We start from the raw sequence: 18399 nt of genomic DNA, 5'->3' as shown, positions 1-18399 counted from the left end.
GCGGAAGGCAGCGCATGGCCGAATCGATACTCCAGGCGATCTTCAGCGGCCTGGCCCTGGGCAGCATCTACGCGCTCGTGGCCGTGGGCTTCAACATCACCTTCAACACCACCAAGACGCTGAACTTCGGCCAGGGCGAGTTCCTGGTGGCCGGGGCCTTCGTCGCGGTCTCGGTGCTGCTGCTGCTCGCGGGCAAGCAGATGACCGACGCGCTGCTGCCCGAAGAGGTGACGATGACGCGCTACCTGCTGAGCCTCGTCGGCTCCATGGCGGTGCTGGCGCTGCTGGGCGTGCTGCTCTACTACGCGGCCGTGCGGCCCTTCGTGGGCCAGGGCGGCATGGCCTGGGTGATGAGCACCATCGGCTTCGGCATCATCATCCAGAACACGGCGCTGGCCATCTGGGGGCCGTCGCCGCTGGTCATGCCCTCGCCGCTGGGCAGCGACGTGATCCGCATCGGCGGCGCGGGCGTGCTGCCGCAGGAAGTGCTGGTGCTCGTGGCCAGCGTGGCCGTGCTGCTCACGCTGGACTGGGTGATGCGCCGCACCAAGATCGGCAAGGCCGTGCGCGCCGTGGCGCAGAACGGCGCCGCCGCCACGCTGATGGGCATCAACGTCAGTGCCATCGTGGTGCTGGCCTTCGTCATCAGCTCCAGCCTCGCGGGCCTCGCCGGGCTGCTGATCGCGCCGATCACCACCGCGTCGGTCTTCATGGGCATGACACTGGCGCTGAAAGCCTTCTCGTCGGCCATCCTGGGCGGGCTCACCAGCCCGCGCGGCTGCATGCTGGGGGGCTTCATCCTCGGCGTGATCGAGGCGCTGGTGGGCCTGTGGCACGCGGAGCTGCGCGAGATCAGCATCTTCGTGCTCATCATCGTCGTGCTCGTGGTGCGCCCGCAGGGGCTGCTGGGCCAGCGCATCGTGGAGAAGGTGTGATGGGCAGCGAAAGCAAACACTATCTCTGGCTCGCCATCGTCGCCGCGCTGGCGGCGGCCGTGCCGCTGTTCACCGACAACGATTTCTACCTGCGCGTGCTGTTCCTCATCGGCGTCAACTACATCGCCGCCGCGGGCATGAACGTGCTGGTGGGCTACACCGGGCAGAAGTCGCTGGGCCACGCGGGCCTGTTCGCCGTGGGCGCCTACACCGTGGCGCTGTTCACCGCGCGCTGGGGCTGGAACCCGTGGCCGGCCTTCGCCGCGGCCGGCGTGATGGCCGGCATCTTCGGCATCGTCATCGCGCTGCCCGCGCTGCGCGTGAAGGGCCCGGCGCTGGCCATGGTGACCATCGGCTTCGGCATCGTGGTGGAGAAAATCGTCTCCGAATGGCAGGACGTGTTCGCGGGCCAGCAGGGCATCTACGGCGTGCTGCCGCTGTCACTGGGCGGCACCATGTTCAGCTCCAAACATTGGGTGTGGTTCGTGCTGCTGCTGGGCGTGGCGCTGCACGTGATGCTGCGCCTGCTGCTGCGCGGGCGGTTCGGGCGCGCCTTCATGGCCGTGAACACCGCCGAGGTGGCGGCCGAGAGCGTGGGCATCAGCGTCTACCGCTTCAAGGTGCTGGCCTTCGTGATCAGCGCCGTCACCTGCGGGCTGGCGGGCGCGCTGATCGCGCAGCAGAACCAGTACATCAACTCCGACTTCATCACCTTCAACCTGTCGGTCTTCATCCTGCTGATGGTGCTGTTCGGCGGGCATTCGGTCTACGGGCCGCTGCTGGGCGCGGTGGTGCTCACGCTGCTGGACGCGTTCCTCTCGCGCTGGCCCGGCGTGCAGCATTTCACCTACGGCGCGCTGTTGCTGTTCGCGCTCTACGCCATGCCCGACGGGCTGGCCGGCTTCGTGAAGAAGATGGCGCGCCAATGGGCGCCCGGCTTGCTGCCGCCCGAGCCGCTGCCCCAGCAGCTCGCGCCCTGGCGCCCGCGCGGCGAAGCCGCTTCCACCGACATGCTGCTTGAAGCCCAGGGCCTCTACAAAGCCTACGGCGGCGTGGTGCCCACGAACCACGTGGACGTGCGCATCCGCGCCGGGCACGTGCACTCGCTGATCGGGCCCAACGGCGCGGGCAAGACCACGCTGCTCAACATCCTCTCGGGCATCGTGCCGCCGGACAAGGGCAGCATCCGCTTCAACGGGCGCGACGTGACCGGCCTGCCGCCCTACCGTATCGCGCGCGCGGGCCTGGGGCGCACCTTCCAGAACCTCAAGCTGTTCGCGGGCATGTCGGTGCTGGACAACGTGAAGCTCGGCCTGCACGCGCACATTCCCACGGGCTTCTTCGGCAGCCTGCTGGGGCGCGGCGGCGCGGCCGAGCGCGCCGCGCGCGACGAGGCGCTGCAAATCCTCGACGCCCTGGGCCTCAAGGACAAGGCGCAGGAGATCGCCGGCAGCCTGCCCTACGGCGTGCAGCGCCGCCTGGAGCTGGCGCGCGCGCTGGCCACGCACCCGCGCCTGCTGCTGCTCGACGAGCCCGCCGCCGGCCTGAACCCGCAGGAGACGCAGGAGCTGGCGCAGGTGATCCTGCGCATCCGCGACCTGGGCATCACCGTGCTGCTGATCGAGCACCACATGGACTTGGTGATGGCCGTGTCCGACCACGTGATCGTGCTCGACTACGGCCAGAAGATCGCCGAGGGCGCGCCCGCGCAGGTACAGAACGACCCGCGCGTGATCGCGGCCTACCTGGGCACCGACGACGCGGACGAAGAGGAGGACGCCCATGTCCGATGAACTGCTGCGCATCGACGACCTGCACGTGCACTACGGCGCCGTGCAGGCATTGAAGGGCGTCTCGCTGCACGTGCGGGCGGGCGAGGTGGTCACCATCATCGGCGGCAACGGCGCGGGCAAGAGCACGCTGATGCGCTGCATCTCGGGCCTGGAGCCCGCGAAGGCCGGGCGCGTGCTCTTTCAAGGCCAGGATCTTGCCGCCACGCTCGGCCACCGGCGCGTGGCGCTGGGCATCGCGCAGTCGCCCGAAGGCCGGCAGGTGTTCGCCGACCAGACCGTGCGCGACAACCTGCTGCTGGGCGCCTACCACCGCGACGCCGGCGCGGCGGAGATCGAGGCCGACATACAGGCCCAGTTCGAGCGCTTCCCGCGCCTGGGCGAGCGCCAGCAGCAGATGGCGGGCACCATGTCCGGCGGCGAGCAGCAGATGCTGGCCATCGCCCGCGCGCTGATGGCGCGGCCCCAACTGCTGCTGCTCGATGAGCCCTCGCTGGGCCTGGCGCCCCTGATCGTCAAGGAAATCTTCGACACCATCCGCAGCCTGCGCACGCTGGGCGTGACCATCCTGCTGGTGGAGCAGATGGCCAACCAGGCCCTGGCCGTGGCCGACCGGGGCTACGTGCTGGAGACCGGGCGCATCACGCTGGAAGGCCCCGGCCGCGAACTGCGCCGCGACCCCAAGGTGCGTGCCGCCTACCTCGGAGGGCATTGACGTGGACTTCGCGGAAAGCTTCGACTACGTGGTGGTCGGCGCGGGCGCGGCCGGCGCCATCGTGGCGCGGCGGCTGGCCGAAGACCCGGCCATCAGCGTCTGCCTGCTCGAAGCCGGGCCACCCGACCGCCACCCCTACCTGCACCTGCCGGCTGGCTTCATCAAGATGCTGTTCGACCCTGGCTATACGTGGACGTATGGCTCCGAGCCCGATGCGCGCACGCTGGACAGGCGCGTGCCGCTGCCGCAGGGCAAGACCCTGGGCGGGTCGAGCGCGATCAACGGCCTGATCTACAACCGGGGCCAGGCCGAGGACTACGACGGCTGGGCCGCGCTGGGCAACCCCGGCTGGTCGTTCGCCGAGGTACTGCCCTACTTCCAGCGCAACGAGCGCTGGCTGGGCCCCGCCAGCAGCACGCGGCGCGGCACGGCGGGCCGCGTGCCGGTGACGCCCATCGACTGGACGCACCCGATCTGCGAAGCCTTCATCGCGGGCGCGCAGGAGCAGGGCCTGCCGCGCAACCCCGACTACAACGGCGACACCCAGGCGGGCGTGGGCTACTTCCAGCGCACCATCCACCGCGGCTGGCGCCAGAGCACGGCGCGCGGCTACCTGCGCCAGCCCCCGCGCAACCTGGCGGTGCGCACCCATGCGCAGGCCACGCGCATCGTGTTCGACGGCACGCGCGCCGTGGGCGTGGCCTACGCGCACGGCGGCCCGCAGGGGAATGCCAAAGCGGTCGGCGCGCGGCGCGAGGTGATCGTCTGCGCGGGCGCGATCAACACGCCCCGGCTGCTGCAGCTCTCGGGCATCGGCCCTGCCGATCAGTTGCAGGCGCTGGGCCTGCCAGTGGTGCGCCCCCTCGCGGGCGTGGGCGCGCATTTGAAAGACCACTTCTCGGTGCGCGTGGTCGGGCACGTGCGGCGCGGCAGCGCGGTGACCATCAACGAACTGGCGCGCGTGCCGCGCCTGTGGGCGCAGGCGGCGCGCTGGCTCGCGGGCAAGCCCAACATCCTCGCGTTGAGCCCCTCGCTCGTGCACTTCTTCTGGCATTCGGGCCTGGGCGACGGCGTGCGGCCCGACCTGCAAGGCGTGTTCACCCCGGCCAGCTACCGCGAGGGCTACGTGGGCCAGCTCGACACCTACCCCGGCATGACCTGCGGCGTCTGGGCGCACCGCCCGCGCAGCGAGGGCGAAGTGCGGCTGCGGTCGAACGACCCGTGGGCCGACCCGCTGATCCGCCCCAACTACCTGGCGCACGAGGAAGACGTGCGCGTGCTCACCGCCGGCGTGCGCCTGGCGCGCGGCCTGCTGCGCACCCAGGCGCTCGCCCCCTTCTTCGAGACCGAGGCCATGCCGGGCAAGCACGCGGAGAGCGACGAGGACATCCTTGCCTACATCCGCCGCTACGGCGTCTCGTCGTACCACCTTTGCGGCACGGCGCGCATGGGGCCGTCGCCCGAAGCGGGCGCCGTGGTCGATGCGCAGTTGCGCGTGCACGGCTTGCAGGGCCTGCGCGTGGCCGATTCGTCGGTCATCCCGGCCATCCCCTCGGCCAACATCTGCGCCGCGTCGATGATGATCGGCGAGAAGGCGGCCGACCTCATTCTGGGAAGAAACCCATGCTGACTCCGCATGAAAACGCCACCATCGGCGGCGTGCTGCAGGAGGCCGCCGCCGAATTCGGCGACCGGCCCCTGCTGGTGGCCCCGCCCAACCCCGCGCGCGCCTACGACCCCGAGGGCCGCACCATCACCTATGCGCAAGCAGCACAGGCGATGCAAGGGCTCATGGACCGCTACCGCACGGCGGGCTACGGCAAGGGCCACCGCATCGCCCTGCTGCTGGAAAACCGCCTGGAGCACATGCTGCACAAACTGGCGATGAATGCGCTGGGCATCTGCTGCGTGCCCGTCAACCCCGACTACCGCCCGCGCGAGCTGGCCTACCTGATCGACCACGCGCACGTGGACCTGGCCGTGGTGCTGCAGTCGCGCCAGGCCGACTGGCAGGCCGGCGCGCGCGAGGCCACGTGGCAGCCGCCCACCGTGGTCTTCGAGCAGTTCGACGCCGCCCTGCCTCCATCTCCCTCGCCAGCGACGGACTGGACGCCCGAGGCCGACACGCCCGCAAGCATCCTCTACACCTCGGGCACCACGGGCCGGCCCAAGGGCTGCGTGCTCTCGCACCGCTACGAGCTGGCCGCTGGCGCCTACTACGCCACGCGCGGTGGCCTCGTCGATTTCCGGCCCGAGGGCGAGCGCATCTACAACCCGCTGCCGCTGTTCCACGTCAACGCGTCCATCCTCTCGTTCCAAGCGGCGCTGCTCACGGGCAACTGCCAGATCCAGACCGACCGCTTCCAGCCCACGCGCTGGTGGAGCGAGGTGCGCGATACGCGCGCCACTATCGTCCACTACCTGGGCGTGATCGTGCAGATGCTCTGCGTGCAGCCGCCTTCACCCGGCGACAAAGACCACTGCGTGCGCTTCGGCATGGGCGCGGGCGTGGAGCCGCAACTGCACGCGGCGTTCGAAGAGCGCTTCGGCTTCCCGCTGCTCGAACTCTGGGGCATGACCGAGAACGTGCGCATCCTCATCGACTGCCAGCCCCCGCGCCAGGTGGGCACGCGCGCCTTCGGCCGCGCCACGCCCGGCATCGACGTGCGCGTGGCGGACGATGCGGGCAACGACGTGCCCGACGGCACGCCCGGCGAAATGCTCATCCGCCATTCAGCCGCAACGCCGCGCAAAGACTTCTTCTCGGGCTACCTCGACGACGAGCCCGCCACCGAGGCCGCGTGGCGCGGCGGCTGGTTCCACACCGGCGACGTGGTCACGCGGGACGCCACGGGCATGCTGCACTTCGTGGAGCGGCGCAAGAACATCATCCGCCGCTCGGGCGAGAACATCGCCGCGGCCGAGGTCGAGGCCTGGCTGCTGACGCACCCCGACGTGGAGATGGCCGCCGTCATGGCCGTGCCCGACGACATCCGCGAAGAGGAAGTGCTGGCCTGCATCGTGCTCAAGCCCCATGCACGCAAGGCACCGGACACGCAGGCCCTGCTGCGCTCGTTGTTCGCGCATTGCGAGGCTGGGCTCGCGTACTTCAAGACGCCGGGCTGGGTCTGGTTCAGCGAGCAGATCCCGACCACGGGCACGCAGAAGATCCAGAAGCACAGCATCTTCGGCCCGGGCGTGGACCCGCGCACGCTGCCGGGCATGCACGACCTGCGTGCGTGGAAGAAGCGCCAGAAGAAGGCCCAAGGCTGAAACGCCATGCCCTCATCCGCGAAGCCGCTCCAGCGCGCGCGCGAAGCGCGGATCCTGCACCGCGTGCGGATTGCAGCGCGACCAGGGGCTGACCCGCTCGCTGTCCACGCTGAAGATGTTGCCGGGCGCCATCACGATGTCCATGTCCAGCATGGACTGGGCGAGCGCCTGGGCATCGTCGAAGCCGCGCCAGCGCGCCCAGATGAACAGCGAGTGCGCGGGGCGCACGAACACCTCGGCCCCCATGCGGTCGAGCAGTGCGTAGGCGTTGTGGGTGGCCTCGGCCAGTTGGGCCCGCAGTTGCTCCAGGTGCCTGGCATGGCGCCGCTCGGCCAGCAGCGTCTCGACGGCGCGCTCGGCGTATTCCGAGCTGCTGACGGCCGTGAGGATCTTGAGGTCGGCCAGGTCCTGCGCCAGGTCCGCGCTGCAGGCGACGTAGCCCACGCGCAGCGCGGCCGACAGCGACTTGGAGAAGCTGCCGAGGTAGAGCGTGCGCTCCAGTCCGTCCAGCGCCGACAGCCGCGGCGCCGTGGCGGGGCGGAAGTCGCTCAGCGCATCGTTCTCGACCAGCAGCAAGTTGTGCTGCTCGGCCAGGCGCAGCACCGCCTGTGCCTTGGCCAGCGACAGGTCAGAGCCCGTGGGGTTGTGGGCCAGCGACTGCGTGAAGAAGAGGCGCGGGCGCTCGGCCTGGAGCACGTGTTCCAGCGCCTGCAGGTCGGGGCCGTCCGCCAGGCGCGGCACACCCACGATCCGGGCGCCGGCCAGGTGCAGCTTGCCCAGCAGCGGGTAGTAGCCGGGGTCGTCGATCAGCACCACGCCGCCGGGCGGAACGAAGTAGCGCACGATCAGGTCCATGGCCTCGTTGGCGCCGTGGGTCAGCACGATCTGCTGGGGGTGGGCATCGATGCCCACGTCCGCCAGGCGCCGCACGAGGCGGTGGCGCAGCGGGGCGTAGCCCAGCCGGTCGCCGTAGCGGAACAGCGCGCCCAGTCCACCGCGCGCCACCTTGTGGTGCGAGCGATCCAGCCGCGCCCCGGCCAGCCATTCGGACGGCGGGAACGCATCGCCCACCGCCAGTTGCCCGGGCTCGTTGCGCAGCTGCATGCGCATGAGCCAGACGATGTCCATGGCCCGGCGCCGCGACGGGTTGTCGGCGCTCTCGCCGGCCTGGTGGACCTGGTGCACGGCCTCCTTGACGAAGAAGCCCGCGCCGCGCCGGGGCTCCACCAGCCCCCGGGCCACCAGCAGTTCGAAGGCCGAGACCACCGTGTTCTTGCCGTAGCCGCGCGATGCCGCGATCTCCCGCAGCGAGGGCAGCTTGTCGCCGCTGCGGTATGCGCCGCCCCGGATCTGCCGCTCCAGCGAATCCGCCAGCACGATGAACAAGGGGTCAGGTGTGGCGCTCATGTGCCCGCACTGTACCTGTGCCCGCCCGCCGCCCGTTCCGATTCCCTTACCCGCCATTGCCCTATCCACCATGACCACCATTGACTCCCGCCTGCCCCGCTTCCGCTCCATGACCGTGCCGCAGCGCCTGCAGCACCTCGTGGCCGCCGCGCACCTGAGCGACGAAGATGCCGGGCGGCTCGCCCACGCCGGCGCGCTGGACCCCGCCGTGGCCGACGGCATGATCGAGAACGTCGTCGGCACCTTCGAGCTGCCGCTGGGCGTGGCCGGCTACTTCCAGCTCAACGGCAAGGACGTGCTCGTGCCCATGGCGGTGGAGGAGCCCTCCGTGGTGGCCGCCGCCTCCTTCATGGCCAAGCTCGCACGCGAGTGCGGCGGCTTCGAGACGTCGAGCACCGCGCCGCTGATGCGCGCGCAGGTGCAGGTGCTGGGCCTGACCGACCCGCACGGCGCGCGCCAGTCGCTGCTGCGCCGCCGCCAGGAAATCATCGACCTGGCCAACCAGCGCGACAAGGTGCTCATCGGCCTGGGCGGCGGCTGCCGCGACATCGAGGTGCACGTGCTGGAGAGCACGCGGCGCGGCGCCATGCTGGTGATGCACCTGATCGTGGACGTGCGCGACGCCATGGGCGCCAACACCGTCAACACCATGGCCGAATCCGTCTCGCCGCTGGTCGAGGCCATCACGGGCGGGCAGGTGCGGCTGCGCATCCTCTCCAACCTGGCCGATTTGCGCCTGTCGCGCGCGCGCGTGGCCCTGTCGCCCGAAGTGCTGACCACGGCCGAATACGACGGCCGCGACATGATCGAGCGCATCCTCGACGCCTACGAATTCGCCGCCGTCGACCCCTACCGCGCCGCCACGCACAACAAGGGCATCATGAACGGCATCGACCCGGTGATCGTCGCTACCGGCAACGACTGGCGCGCGGTGGAGGCGGGCGCCCACACCTGGGCCTGCCGCAACGGGCACTACGGCTCGCTGACGCGCTGGGAGAAGGACGCGCGCGGCTGGCTGGTGGGCAGCCTGGAGATGCCCATGCCCGTGGGCCTGGTGGGCGGCGCCACCAAGACCCACCCGCTGGCGCGCCTGTCGCTCAAGATCATGGGCGTGCAGACGGCACAGGAACTGGGCGAGACCGCCGTGGCCGTGGGCCTGGCGCAAAACCTGGCCGCCCTGCGCGCGCTGGCCACCGAAGGCATCCAGCGCGGCCACATGGCGCTGCACGCGCGCAACATCGCCATCGTGGCCGGCGCGACGGGTGCCGAGATCGACCACGTCGCCCGCCAGATGGCGCAGGAGAAGGACGTGCGCACCGACCGGGCACAGGCGCTGCTGGCCGCCCTGCGTGCAGGAAATTAGGCCTAATCAGTCTCCAGCGCTTACCCATCAAGCGCAGGCAGCTATCGAAAACTGAGCAATCAGCCCAGCAGCGCGGGCAGCTCCGCCATGTCCGCGATGATGCGCACCGCCCCGGCCGCGCGCAGGTCCTCGGGCGAGCCATGGCCGATGCTGGAAGGGCTGTAGCCCACCACGGTGGCGCCCGCGGCCACGCCGGCGGTGACGCCGGTCACGGTGTCTTCCACCACCAGGCAACGCGCGGGGGGAATGCCCAGCGCGGCGGCGGCGGCCAGGTACACGTCGGGCGCGGGCTTGGTGGCCGGCATCTCGTGGCCGCTGAACACGCGGCCTGCGAACAGCGGGGCCAGCCCCACCTGTTCGAGCTGCATCTCCACCTTCTGCCGGTCGGCCCCGGAGGCGCAAGCGATGCGCCCGCCCAGGCGCGCATGCACGGCGCGCACGGCCTCGGGCGCATTCGGGATGGCGACCAGTTCGGCGCGCAGGCGTACGTTGCGGCGCTCGTAGAACTCGGCCAGCCAGGCGTCGGTGAACGGGCGACCGGTCTCGGCCTCGATGCGGGCAGCCTCGCTGCGCACGGTGCGGCCGATGAACAGGCGCAGGCATTCGGCGGGCGACAGGTCCCAGCCGGCTTCGCCCAGCATCTGGCACAGCACGCCGTTGGTGATGGGTTCGCTGTCGACGAGCACGCCGTCGCAGTCGAAAAGAATGGCATCAAAGGTCATGGAGGTCTTGCGGTACGGGCGCCGGCGCGTGCAGCACGTCCATGCGCCCCGGTTCATAGATGGCCACCTGGTTGCGGCCGGCCTGCTTGGCGCGGTAGAGCGCTGCGTCGGCCTGCTGGAAAAGCGCCTGCGCGGCGTCCACGCCGGCACGGGGCTGGCCCGGCGGCGCGGCCACGTCGCGCGGACGCAGGCTGGCCACGCCGACGCTGATGGTCACGCGGTCGCCCTGGGGGTTGGCGCTGTGCTCTAGCGCGAGCGCGTTCACCGCCTCGCACAGCCGCTGCGCGGCCTGCGCCGCGAAGGTGGCGTCGGTGCCGGGCAGCAGCACGGCGAATTCCTCGCCGCCATAGCGCGCGACGAGGTCGCTCGCGCGCAGCACCGCGCCCGACGACAGCGCGCGAGCCACGCTCTGCAGGCACTGGTCGCCGGCCACGTGGCCGTAGCGGTCGTTGTAGGCCTTGAAGTGGTCCACGTCGATCATCAGCAGCGCGAGCGAGCTGCCGTCGCGCTCGGCGCGGCTCCACTCCTGCGCCACGACCTCGTCGAGCGCGAGGCGGTTGGCCACCTGGGTGAGCGCGTCCAGGCGCACGCGCTCCTCCAGCGCCGCACGGTAGCGGGCCAGTTGCTCCTCGGCGTGCTTGCGCTCGGTGATGTCCTGCACGGTGCCGGTCATGCGCGCAGGGCCGGCCTCGTCGTCGCTGCCGTATTCGCCCCAGACCTCGATCCAGCGCACTTGCCCGTCGCTCGGCCGCAGGATGCGGTACTGGGTGCGCAGCGGCGCGCGGCCCGAGAGCGCGCGGCCGTGGATGTCGAGAACGCGCTCGCGCTCCCCGGGGTGCAGCATGGCGACCCATTGGCGCAGCGTCATGTAGCCGTCCGCGGGGAGGCCGAACATGGCGCTGGCCATGCGCGACATGAAGAACTCGGCCCGCGCCGCGTCGTAGGCGAAGTAGCCCACGGAGGCGGCCTGCTGCGCGTTCTCCAGCCAGCGCATATTGCGCTCCAGCTCGGTCTTGAGCGCGCGCTCGCGCCGCCATGCGCGCCACTGCCACAGCACGGCCATGCTGCCCGCCCACAGCAGGCCCAGGCTGGCCAGCAGCGCCAGGGCCAGCCATTCGCGGCGCTGGGCGTCGGTGAAGGCGTCGGCCACGTCCATCTTGGAAATGAGCAGCCAGGGCGAGTCGGGCACGGTGCTGACCATGGCCAGCACCCGCTCGTTGCGGTAGTCGCGCCCGTACAGCGTGCCGCGCGCGCCCAGCGCTGCGCGCTGCACCGGGTCGTCGTTGTCCGCCCCGGCGAGGGGCTCGCGCAGCGTCAGCGGCTCGTCGAAGCGGTGGCGCAGCGGGCTCAGGTACAGCACCTCGTCGCCGTCGCGCTCCACCAGGACGGATTCGGCCGTGCGGCTGGCCGAAGGCCAGGCGTCCAGCAGCGGATAGAGGGTGGTGCGCACGTCGCTCACCAGCCACACGGCGGCCACGGGGCGCACGCCGTCGAACACGGGCGCGAGCACGCCGAAGATGGGGAAGGCGAACAGCGCGTTGCGGTGCATCTCCACCATCGCCGGCTCGGCCTGATCCAGCGCGCGCTGCAGCACCCGGCGCGCGGGCAGCGGCAGTTGCCCGTTCGCCGGGCCCGCGGGCGACAGCAGCAGTTGCCCGTCCGGCGAGACGAGGTAGGCGGCGGTGTATTTCGCGCGCTCGACCATGGTGCGCAGCCGCTCGCGCACCAGCGCCTCGCGCTCCGGCGCGGGAGTGGCCTGCCAGCGCGCCACGGCCTGTGCGAAGAGGCTGTCGTCGAGCAGGGCCGCGCCCTCGGCAAGCCGCCGCTGGCGCCAGTCGGCCACGCTCTGGGCCTGCAGCATGTTGGCCACGCGCAGCGCGCTCTCGACCTGGTGGCGGTAGCGCTTCTCGCGGTCCTGGTAGACCTCGTAGGCACCCCAGCCCATCGCCATCACCAGTCCCAGCGCGGCCAGCGGCAGTATCCACCAGGCCCAGGGGCGCCGGCGGCGCGGGTCGTGGGACGCTGCAACGGTCATCGATGGTGCGCGGCGGAGTGAGGATTCTTGGGAGCGTGCGTGCGTGTCTGGATACTATGTCACATTTTGTAGAGCCCCCTTTCCGAGGAGCCCGCACATGACCGACCAGCCGCCCCTTTTCACGCGCCGCACGTGCCTGGCGCGCTCGCTGGCCACCCTGGCGGCCGCTCCCACGGCACTCACGCCGCTCACGGCCCTCGCCCAGCCGCGCGCGGGCGAGCGGCAGGCGGTGACGATCAACATGTCGTTCGAGCCCGAGAGCCTGGACCCCACCATGGCCGCAGCCGCCGCCGTGGGCGAGGTGACGCACTACAACGTGTTCGAGGGGTTGACCAAGATAGAGGAAAGCGGCGCCATCACCCCGCTGCTGGCCGAATCGTGGCAGCAGGACCCGGGCGGGCTGGCCTACACCTTCCGCCTGCGCCAGGGCGTGCGCTTCCACGACGGCGCGGCGCTGGACGCGTCCGCCGTGCGCTTCTCATGGGAGCGCTCAGGCGCGCCGGGCTCGACCAACAAGGCACGCAAGGCGCTGTTCGACAACATCGCCTCCATCGGCACGCCCGATGCGCACACGGTGGTGCTCACGCTGCACCGCCCCGACGCGCACCTGCTCTTCCGCCTGGGCGAGAACACGGCCGTGGTGCTGCACCCGGACAGCGCCGCGCAGGCCGCCACCGACCCCGTGGGTACCGGGCCGTACCGCGTCGCGGGCCGCCAGCCCGGCCACTCCATCACCCTGGCCAAGACCGACACCTACCGCCAGGCGGCGTCCGTGTCCATGGCGCGCGCCACCTTCCGCTTCCTGAGCGAGCCCGACGACCAGTTCGCCGCCTTGCGGGCCGGGGAGATCGACCTGTTCTTCCACTACGCCACGCAGTCCGTCAACCGGCTGCAGGACGACGCCCGCTATCAGCTGCTGATCGGCTCGTCGGGCGGCAAGGGCATGCTGGCGCTGAACCATCGGCGCAAGCCGCTGAACGACCTGCGCGTGCGCCGCGCCATCACCCACGCCATCGACCGCGAGGCCTTCATCCGCACCGTGCTCGAAGGGCGCGGCACGGCCATCGGCAGCCACTTCGCGCCCACCGACGCGGGCTACGTGCATCTGGCCACCACCTACCCCTACGACCCGGACCGCGCGCGCGCCCTGCTCAAGCAGGCCGGCGTGGGCAAGACGCTGGCACTCACGCTCAGCCTGCCGCCAGCACCCTATGCGCGCGCGGGCGGCGAGGTGGTGGCGGCGCACCTGGCACAGGTGGGCATCACCGTGCGCATCGAGAAACTGACGTGGCCGCAGTGGCTGGCCGGCCCGTTCAATGGCCGGTTCGACATGACCATCATCAACCACGTCGAGCCGCTGGACTACCTCATCTACACCGACCCGAACTACTACTTCGGCTACGACAGCCCCGCCTTCCGCGAACTGGCGCAGCGCCATGCCGCGGCCACCAGCGCGCGCGAGCGGCAGGTGCTGTTCGCCGCGCTGCAGCGCCACCTGGCCCAGGACGCGGTCAACGCCTGGATCTTCGCGCCCAAGATCGGCACGGTGGTGCGCAAGGGCCTGCACGGCGCGTGGATGAACTACCCCATCTTCGCGCACGACATCGGCGCGCTGCACTGGGCCTGAGAGCCTGCGCGTCTCAGGCGAACAACCCCTTGTGCTGCTCGCGCAGCAGGTTCTTCTGCACCTTGCCCATGGCGTTGCGCGGCAGCTCCGCCGTGACGAAGCAGCGCTTGGGGATCTTGAAGTTGGCCAGCTGGCTCTTGAGCGCGCCGATGATCTCCTCGCCATCGAGCTTCGCGCCGGGCTTGGGCGTAACCACGGCCACGCCCACTTCGCCGAAGTCCGGGTGCGGCACGCCGACCAGCGCGCTTTCGGCCACGCCGGGCATCTCGTTGATGTAGCCCTCGATCTCGGCCGGGTAGACGTTGTAGCCGCCGCTGATGATCAGGTCCTTGCTGCGGCCCACGATGCTCACGTAGCCGCGCTCGTCGACCTTGCCTACGTCGCCGGTCTTGAACCACTTTCCGCCATGTTCATCGGCGCTGAATTCTTCCCTGGTCTTCTCGGGCATGCGCCAGTAGCCCTTGAACACGTTGGGGCCGCGCACCTGGATGTTGCCGATCTCGCCCACAGGCACTTCCTTGCCCGCGTCGTCCACCACGCGCAGGCCCACGCCCGGCAGCGGGAAACCCACAGTGGAGCCGCGCCGCTCATCCTGCCCGCCGTAGCGCGCATCGGCCGCATAAGGGTTGCTGGTGAGCATGATGGTTTCGCTCATGCCGTAGCGCTCCAGGATGGTGTGGCCGGTGCGGTCCTGCCATTCCTTGAAGGTTTCGATGAGCAGCGGCGCCGAGCCGGCGATGAACAGGCGCATGTGGCTGGCGGCGGCTTGGGTGAGCGCGGGCTCGGCCAGCATGCGCACGTAGAGCGTGGGCACGCCCATGAAGACGGTGGCGCGCGGCATGGCGGCGATGACGGCCTTGGGGTCGAATTTCGCCATCCAGATCATCTTGCTGCCGTTGATGAGCGCGCCGTGGATGGCCACGAACAGGCCGTGCACGTGGAAGATGGGCAGCGCGTGGATGAGCACGTCGCCGGGCTTCCAGCCCCAGTAGTCCTGGAGCACCTGCGCGTTCGACAGCAGGTTGCCGTGGGTGAGCATCGCGCCTTTGCTGCGGCCGGTGGTGCCGCTGGTGTAGAGGATGGCGGCGAGGTCGTCGGCCGCGCGCGCCACGGGCGTGTGTTCGTCGCCATGGTGCGCGGCGCGCTCCAGCAGGCTGCCGGTGCGGTCGTCGCCCAGGGTGAAGACGTGCTGCGTGCCGGCGGTGAAGGCGATCTTGGAGACCCAGCCGAAGTTGGCGGGCGTGCACACGACGACGGCGGGCTCGGCGTTGCCCACGAAGTATTCGATTTCGGCGCTCTGGTAGGCGGTGTTGAGCGGCAGGAACACGTAGCCCGCGCGCAGCGTGCCGAGGTACAGCAGCATGGCCTCGACGGATTTGTCTACCTGCACGGCCACGCGGCTGCCTTCGGGCAGCTTCAGCGAGGCCAGCAGGTTGGCGATGCGGGCGCTGGCGCGGTCCAGGTCGCGCCAGGTGTAGCGCAGCGGCTCGCCTGCCGCCGAGGTGGTTTCGACGGCGATCTGCTCCAGGTCGCGGGGGAAGGCGGCGCGCAGCGCGGAAAAAGGTTGTTGCTGGACATCTGGATCTCACCTTCGATAGCTGAACATCAATCGCCTTCGCCTGGCGCATGCGCGAGTCCCAGTTCCTCCAGGATCCGCATCCGGTCGCCGTCCAGCGCTGGCGGCTGCCGCCGGACGACTTGCTTGCCCCCGCCCGCCATCAGCGGATTGCCTGCCACGCCGAGCGACTCCCCGCTGGGCGCGAGAACCTCGGCCAGCATGCCTCTCGCCTGGATCTGCGGGTGCTCCACCACTTCTGAAACCGAGTGGTACTCCCCCGTCGGGATTCCGTTGTCTTGCAGCAGCTTGAGCCAATGTGCGCGAGAGTGCCCACGCAGTTTGTCTTCCAACATGCGCTTGAGCGCAGCTTCATGCGCGCAGCGCGACGCGTTGGTCCTGAAACGATCGTCGTCCACCAGGCCAGGAAGGCCCAGCAGTTCGCACAACCGCTTGAACAATCCATCGTTGCCAACGGCGATCACCAGATAGCCGTCCTCTGCGGCATAGACGTCGAAAGGCGTCATCGATGGATGGCGCGAGCCGATGGGCCCGGGGACGCTGCCTGTCGCGCCATAGCGCGCAACCGCGTTTTCCAGCAGAGCCACCTGGCAATCGAGCATGGACACATCCACCCGCTCGCCTTTGCCCGTGCGGGCCCGGCGCAACAGGGCCGACTGCGTTCCGACCACCGCATAGAGCCCGGCCCCGAGGTCGCCGATGGAGACACCGACACGGCAAGGACCTGCGTCGGGATGCCCCGTCACACTCATCATGCCGCTCATGGCCTGCACCACCATGTCATAGGCCGGCTGCGAGCGGTAGGGGCCCGTCTGGCCGAAACCGGAGATAGACACCATGACAAGGCGCGGGTAGCGCGCCTGCAACTGCTCCCAGCCATATCCCAGCTTCTCCATGGTTCCCGGCCGGTAGTTCTCCACCAGCACGTCCGCACGCTCCAGCAGACGCTCGAAGACTGCACGGTCGCCCTCGGCCTTTAAATCCAATGCGATGGATTCCTTGTTCCGGTTGACCGACATGAAGTAGGCCGAAGCGTCTCCCATGAAGGGACCAATGGCACGCGCATCGTCTCCCACTCCCGGCTGCTCCACCTTGATGATCCGGGCCCCCATGTCCCCCAATGTCTGCGTGCAGAAAGGCCCTGCCAGCACGCGGGTGAGGTCCACGACCGTGATGCCATGCAGCGGCAATTCGTTCACAGCCCGGCTCCAGAACGCTCCGTCAGCGCCTTCGATCCCTTCCCCTCCTTCAATGCCCAGTCCTTGAACTCCTGCTGGGATGCGGACGGCACAGCCAGGTTGCCCTGCTTCTCCAGCCTGGCCTTGACTTCCGGATCGCCCAGCACTTGCACGCTGGCATCGAAGAGCTTCTTGGACACATCGGCAGGCAAGCCGGCCGGGCCGAACAGGCCGAACCAGAGCGTGAAGTCGTAGTCCTTGACACCCGACTCCCTCATGCCCGGCAAATCAGGAAACAAGGGGGAGCGCTCAGCCGTCGTGACGGCCAGCATGCGCAGCTTGTTGGCCTGTGCCAGAGGCAATACCGACGGAGGCGAGCCAAACGTCATGTCCACGTCTCCTGCTCCGACGGCCTGCAAGGACGGTGCCCCGCCCTTGTACGGAACGTGCAGCATGTCGATGGCCGTGGCCTGCGTAAACGAAAGTCCCGCCAGATGGGTGATGACGCCCGTCCCCGACGAGGAGTACGTCAACTTGCCCGGTGTCTTGCGTGCCAGATCGATCAGGCCTTGTACCGATTGCTCTGGAAAACCCTGCCGAACGGCCAGCAGCATGGGAGACACGGCCCAGCGGGAGATGGGCGTGAAGTCTTTCACGCCATCGTATTTCGCGCTCTTGTAGAGCAGTTGGTCGGAACCATACAGGTTCGCGCTGCCGAGCAGCAAGGTGTACCCGTCCGCAGGCGCGCGCGCCACGATGTCCGAAGCCAGCGTCGTCCCTGCCCCCGGCTTGTTGTCCACGACGACGGGCTGCCCCAGCACCTTGCCCAGCTTGTCTGTGACGATGCGCGCCACGGCATCCGCGCCACCGCCCGGCGGAAAGCCCACCACCAGCGTGATAGGCCGCGAGGGGTAGCCCTGCGCCAGGGCAACGGTGCACGATGCGGCTGCCAGCGCAGCCACGAGGGTTTTCTTGAACATGGCTTTGTCTCCTGTGTGTTGGTGTAGGGAAAACGGTTGTCCGGTCAGCGGCCCTTGAAGGCGGGCGGGCGTTTCTCGCGCCAAGCCGCGCCGCCCTCTTGCAGGTCCTCCGACTGGACCGTACGGAGCACATCGCGGGCAATTGCCTCGGAGTCCTGCAGGCCGCGGGCAATCAGGTTCAAATGCTTCTTCATGCCAAAGAGCGGCAGGGGAGCCATGGCACTCAAGGTGGCCGTCAGTTCATCCACCTGGGCCTGCAGTTCCTGCGGCGTGGCGAGATGAGTGAAGAAGCCGCAGCCCTTCATCTCCATGGCCGTCAGGCGCTCACAGGTCAAGAAAAGACGCTTGGCCACGTCCAGTCCAAGCCGGTGCACGTAGCGCTCAAGGCCTGCCTGGTAGAAGTGGAGGCCCAGCCGCGCAGCGGGCATGAACATCTCCGCATCGGTGCTGCCCACCCGGAAATCACATGCCAAGGCCATGTCGGTCGCGCCGCCATAGACCCCTCCTTGCACGACCGCGATGGTCACGGCCCTGCAGTGCTCGATGGCATCGACCATCTCGCCAAAGCTGCTGCCTTTGTTCTGGCTGTTTCTTACCTCTGATATATCATATCCACTGCAAAAGTACTTTCCCTCGCTGCGCAGAACCACGACGCGGATGTCGTCCGCCTGGTTGATACGATCGATGTGCGCAATGAGAGCTGGCAGGTCTTCAGGGGATAACTTGTTGGCTGCAGAAGGCCGCCGCAGCGTGATCGTAGCGATATGGTCAGAGAGTTCGAGGCCGGGCTGCATATGT

General features: G+C 69.5%; 13 protein-coding genes and 1 pseudogene. 7 read left to right on the top strand and 7 right to left on the bottom strand.

Translation table 11 applies throughout. From position 1 onward, the window contains the following. The first annotated feature begins 14 nt into the window (after positions 1-14). The 5 genes from AAG689_RS00170 to AAG689_RS00150 are packed head-to-tail and all read left to right on the top strand — an operon-like array spanning position 15 to position 6713. Complete coding sequence (locus AAG689_RS00170; protein ID WP_406624283.1) at positions 15-935, top strand: branched-chain amino acid ABC transporter permease; 921 nt, start codon at positions 15-17, stop codon at positions 933-935. Next, the gene (locus AAG689_RS00165; RefSeq protein WP_406624282.1) at positions 935-2728 is read left to right on the top strand and encodes an ABC transporter permease subunit; all 1794 of its coding nucleotides are present in this window, start codon (positions 935-937) and stop codon (positions 2726-2728) included. The genes AAG689_RS00170 and AAG689_RS00165 overlap by 1 nt, the downstream gene beginning before the upstream one ends. Further along, positions 2718-3440 (top strand): ABC transporter ATP-binding protein, encoded by a 723-nt coding sequence (locus AAG689_RS00160; RefSeq protein WP_406624281.1) that lies wholly within the window; start codon positions 2718-2720, stop codon positions 3438-3440. Before AAG689_RS00165 ends, AAG689_RS00160 begins: the two co-directional genes overlap by 11 nt. A gap of 1 nt (position 3441) precedes the next feature. Beyond that, positions 3442-5070 carry a GMC family oxidoreductase gene (locus tag AAG689_RS00155; protein ID WP_406624280.1) on the top strand — a complete coding sequence of 543 codons (1629 nt, stop codon included), beginning with the start codon at positions 3442-3444 and terminating at the stop codon, positions 5068-5070. Continuing rightward, positions 5064-6713: an AMP-binding protein gene (locus AAG689_RS00150; protein ID WP_406624279.1), complete on the top strand. Its 1650-nt coding sequence runs from the start codon at positions 5064-5066 to the stop codon at positions 6711-6713. Before AAG689_RS00155 ends, AAG689_RS00150 begins: the two co-directional genes overlap by 7 nt. A gap of 12 nt (positions 6714-6725) precedes the next feature. Here the strand turns inward: AAG689_RS00150 and AAG689_RS00145 are convergent, their stop codons facing one another. Next, on the bottom strand, positions 6726-8120 hold the full coding sequence (locus AAG689_RS00145) for a PLP-dependent aminotransferase family protein (RefSeq protein WP_406624278.1): 1395 nt from the start codon (positions 8118-8120) through the stop codon (positions 6726-6728). 70 nt (positions 8121-8190) lie between these two features. Between AAG689_RS00145 and AAG689_RS00140 the strand changes: the two genes are divergently transcribed. Next, on the top strand, positions 8191-9483 hold the full coding sequence (locus tag AAG689_RS00140) for a hydroxymethylglutaryl-CoA reductase, degradative (protein ID WP_406624277.1): 1293 nt from the start codon (positions 8191-8193) through the stop codon (positions 9481-9483). Positions 9484-9542: 59 nt separating this feature from the next. On the opposite strand, the gene AAG689_RS00135 is transcribed toward AAG689_RS00140, so the two are convergent. Both AAG689_RS00135 and AAG689_RS00130 read right to left on the bottom strand, forming a co-directional pair. Then, on the bottom strand, positions 9543-10205 hold the full coding sequence (locus AAG689_RS00135; protein WP_020227802.1) for an HAD family phosphatase: 663 nt from the start codon (positions 10203-10205) through the stop codon (positions 9543-9545). Next, positions 10195-12240: a diguanylate cyclase gene (locus AAG689_RS00130; RefSeq protein WP_406624276.1), complete on the bottom strand. Its 2046-nt coding sequence runs from the start codon at positions 12238-12240 to the stop codon at positions 10195-10197. The genes AAG689_RS00135 and AAG689_RS00130 overlap by 11 nt, the downstream gene beginning before the upstream one ends. 97 nt (positions 12241-12337) lie before the next feature. Between AAG689_RS00130 and AAG689_RS00125 the strand changes: the two genes are divergently transcribed. Beyond that, positions 12338-13867 (top strand): ABC transporter substrate-binding protein, encoded by a 1530-nt coding sequence (locus AAG689_RS00125; RefSeq protein ID WP_406624275.1) that lies wholly within the window; start codon positions 12338-12340, stop codon positions 13865-13867. Between the two features lie 13 nt (positions 13868-13880). On the opposite strand, the pseudogene AAG689_RS00120 reads toward AAG689_RS00125, so the two are convergent. The 4 genes and pseudogenes from AAG689_RS00120 to AAG689_RS00105 all read right to left on the bottom strand — a co-directional run. After that, a pseudogene (locus AAG689_RS00120) lies at positions 13881-15437 on the bottom strand (malonate--CoA ligase); the annotation flags it as partial. Between the two features lie 35 nt (positions 15438-15472). Then, the gene (locus AAG689_RS00115; protein ID WP_406624274.1) at positions 15473-16642 is read right to left on the bottom strand and encodes a CaiB/BaiF CoA transferase family protein; all 1170 of its coding nucleotides are present in this window, start codon (positions 16640-16642) and stop codon (positions 15473-15475) included. Then, a complete protein-coding gene (locus AAG689_RS00110) occupies positions 16639-17601 on the bottom strand; it encodes a Bug family tripartite tricarboxylate transporter substrate binding protein (RefSeq protein ID WP_406624273.1) in 963 nt (320 codons plus the stop codon). Before AAG689_RS00110 ends, AAG689_RS00115 begins: the two co-directional genes overlap by 4 nt. 44 nt (positions 17602-17645) lie before the next feature. Then, complete coding sequence (locus AAG689_RS00105; RefSeq protein WP_406624272.1) at positions 17646-18395, bottom strand: enoyl-CoA hydratase/isomerase family protein; 750 nt, start codon at positions 18393-18395, stop codon at positions 17646-17648. Positions 18396-18399 lie beyond the last annotated feature (4 nt).

Source organism: Acidovorax sp. SDU_ACID1 (assembly GCF_045291395.1).
Classification (GTDB): Bacteria; Pseudomonadota; Gammaproteobacteria; order Burkholderiales; family Burkholderiaceae_C; genus MR-S7.
This window is presented reverse-complemented; position numbering and strand designations above follow the sequence as displayed.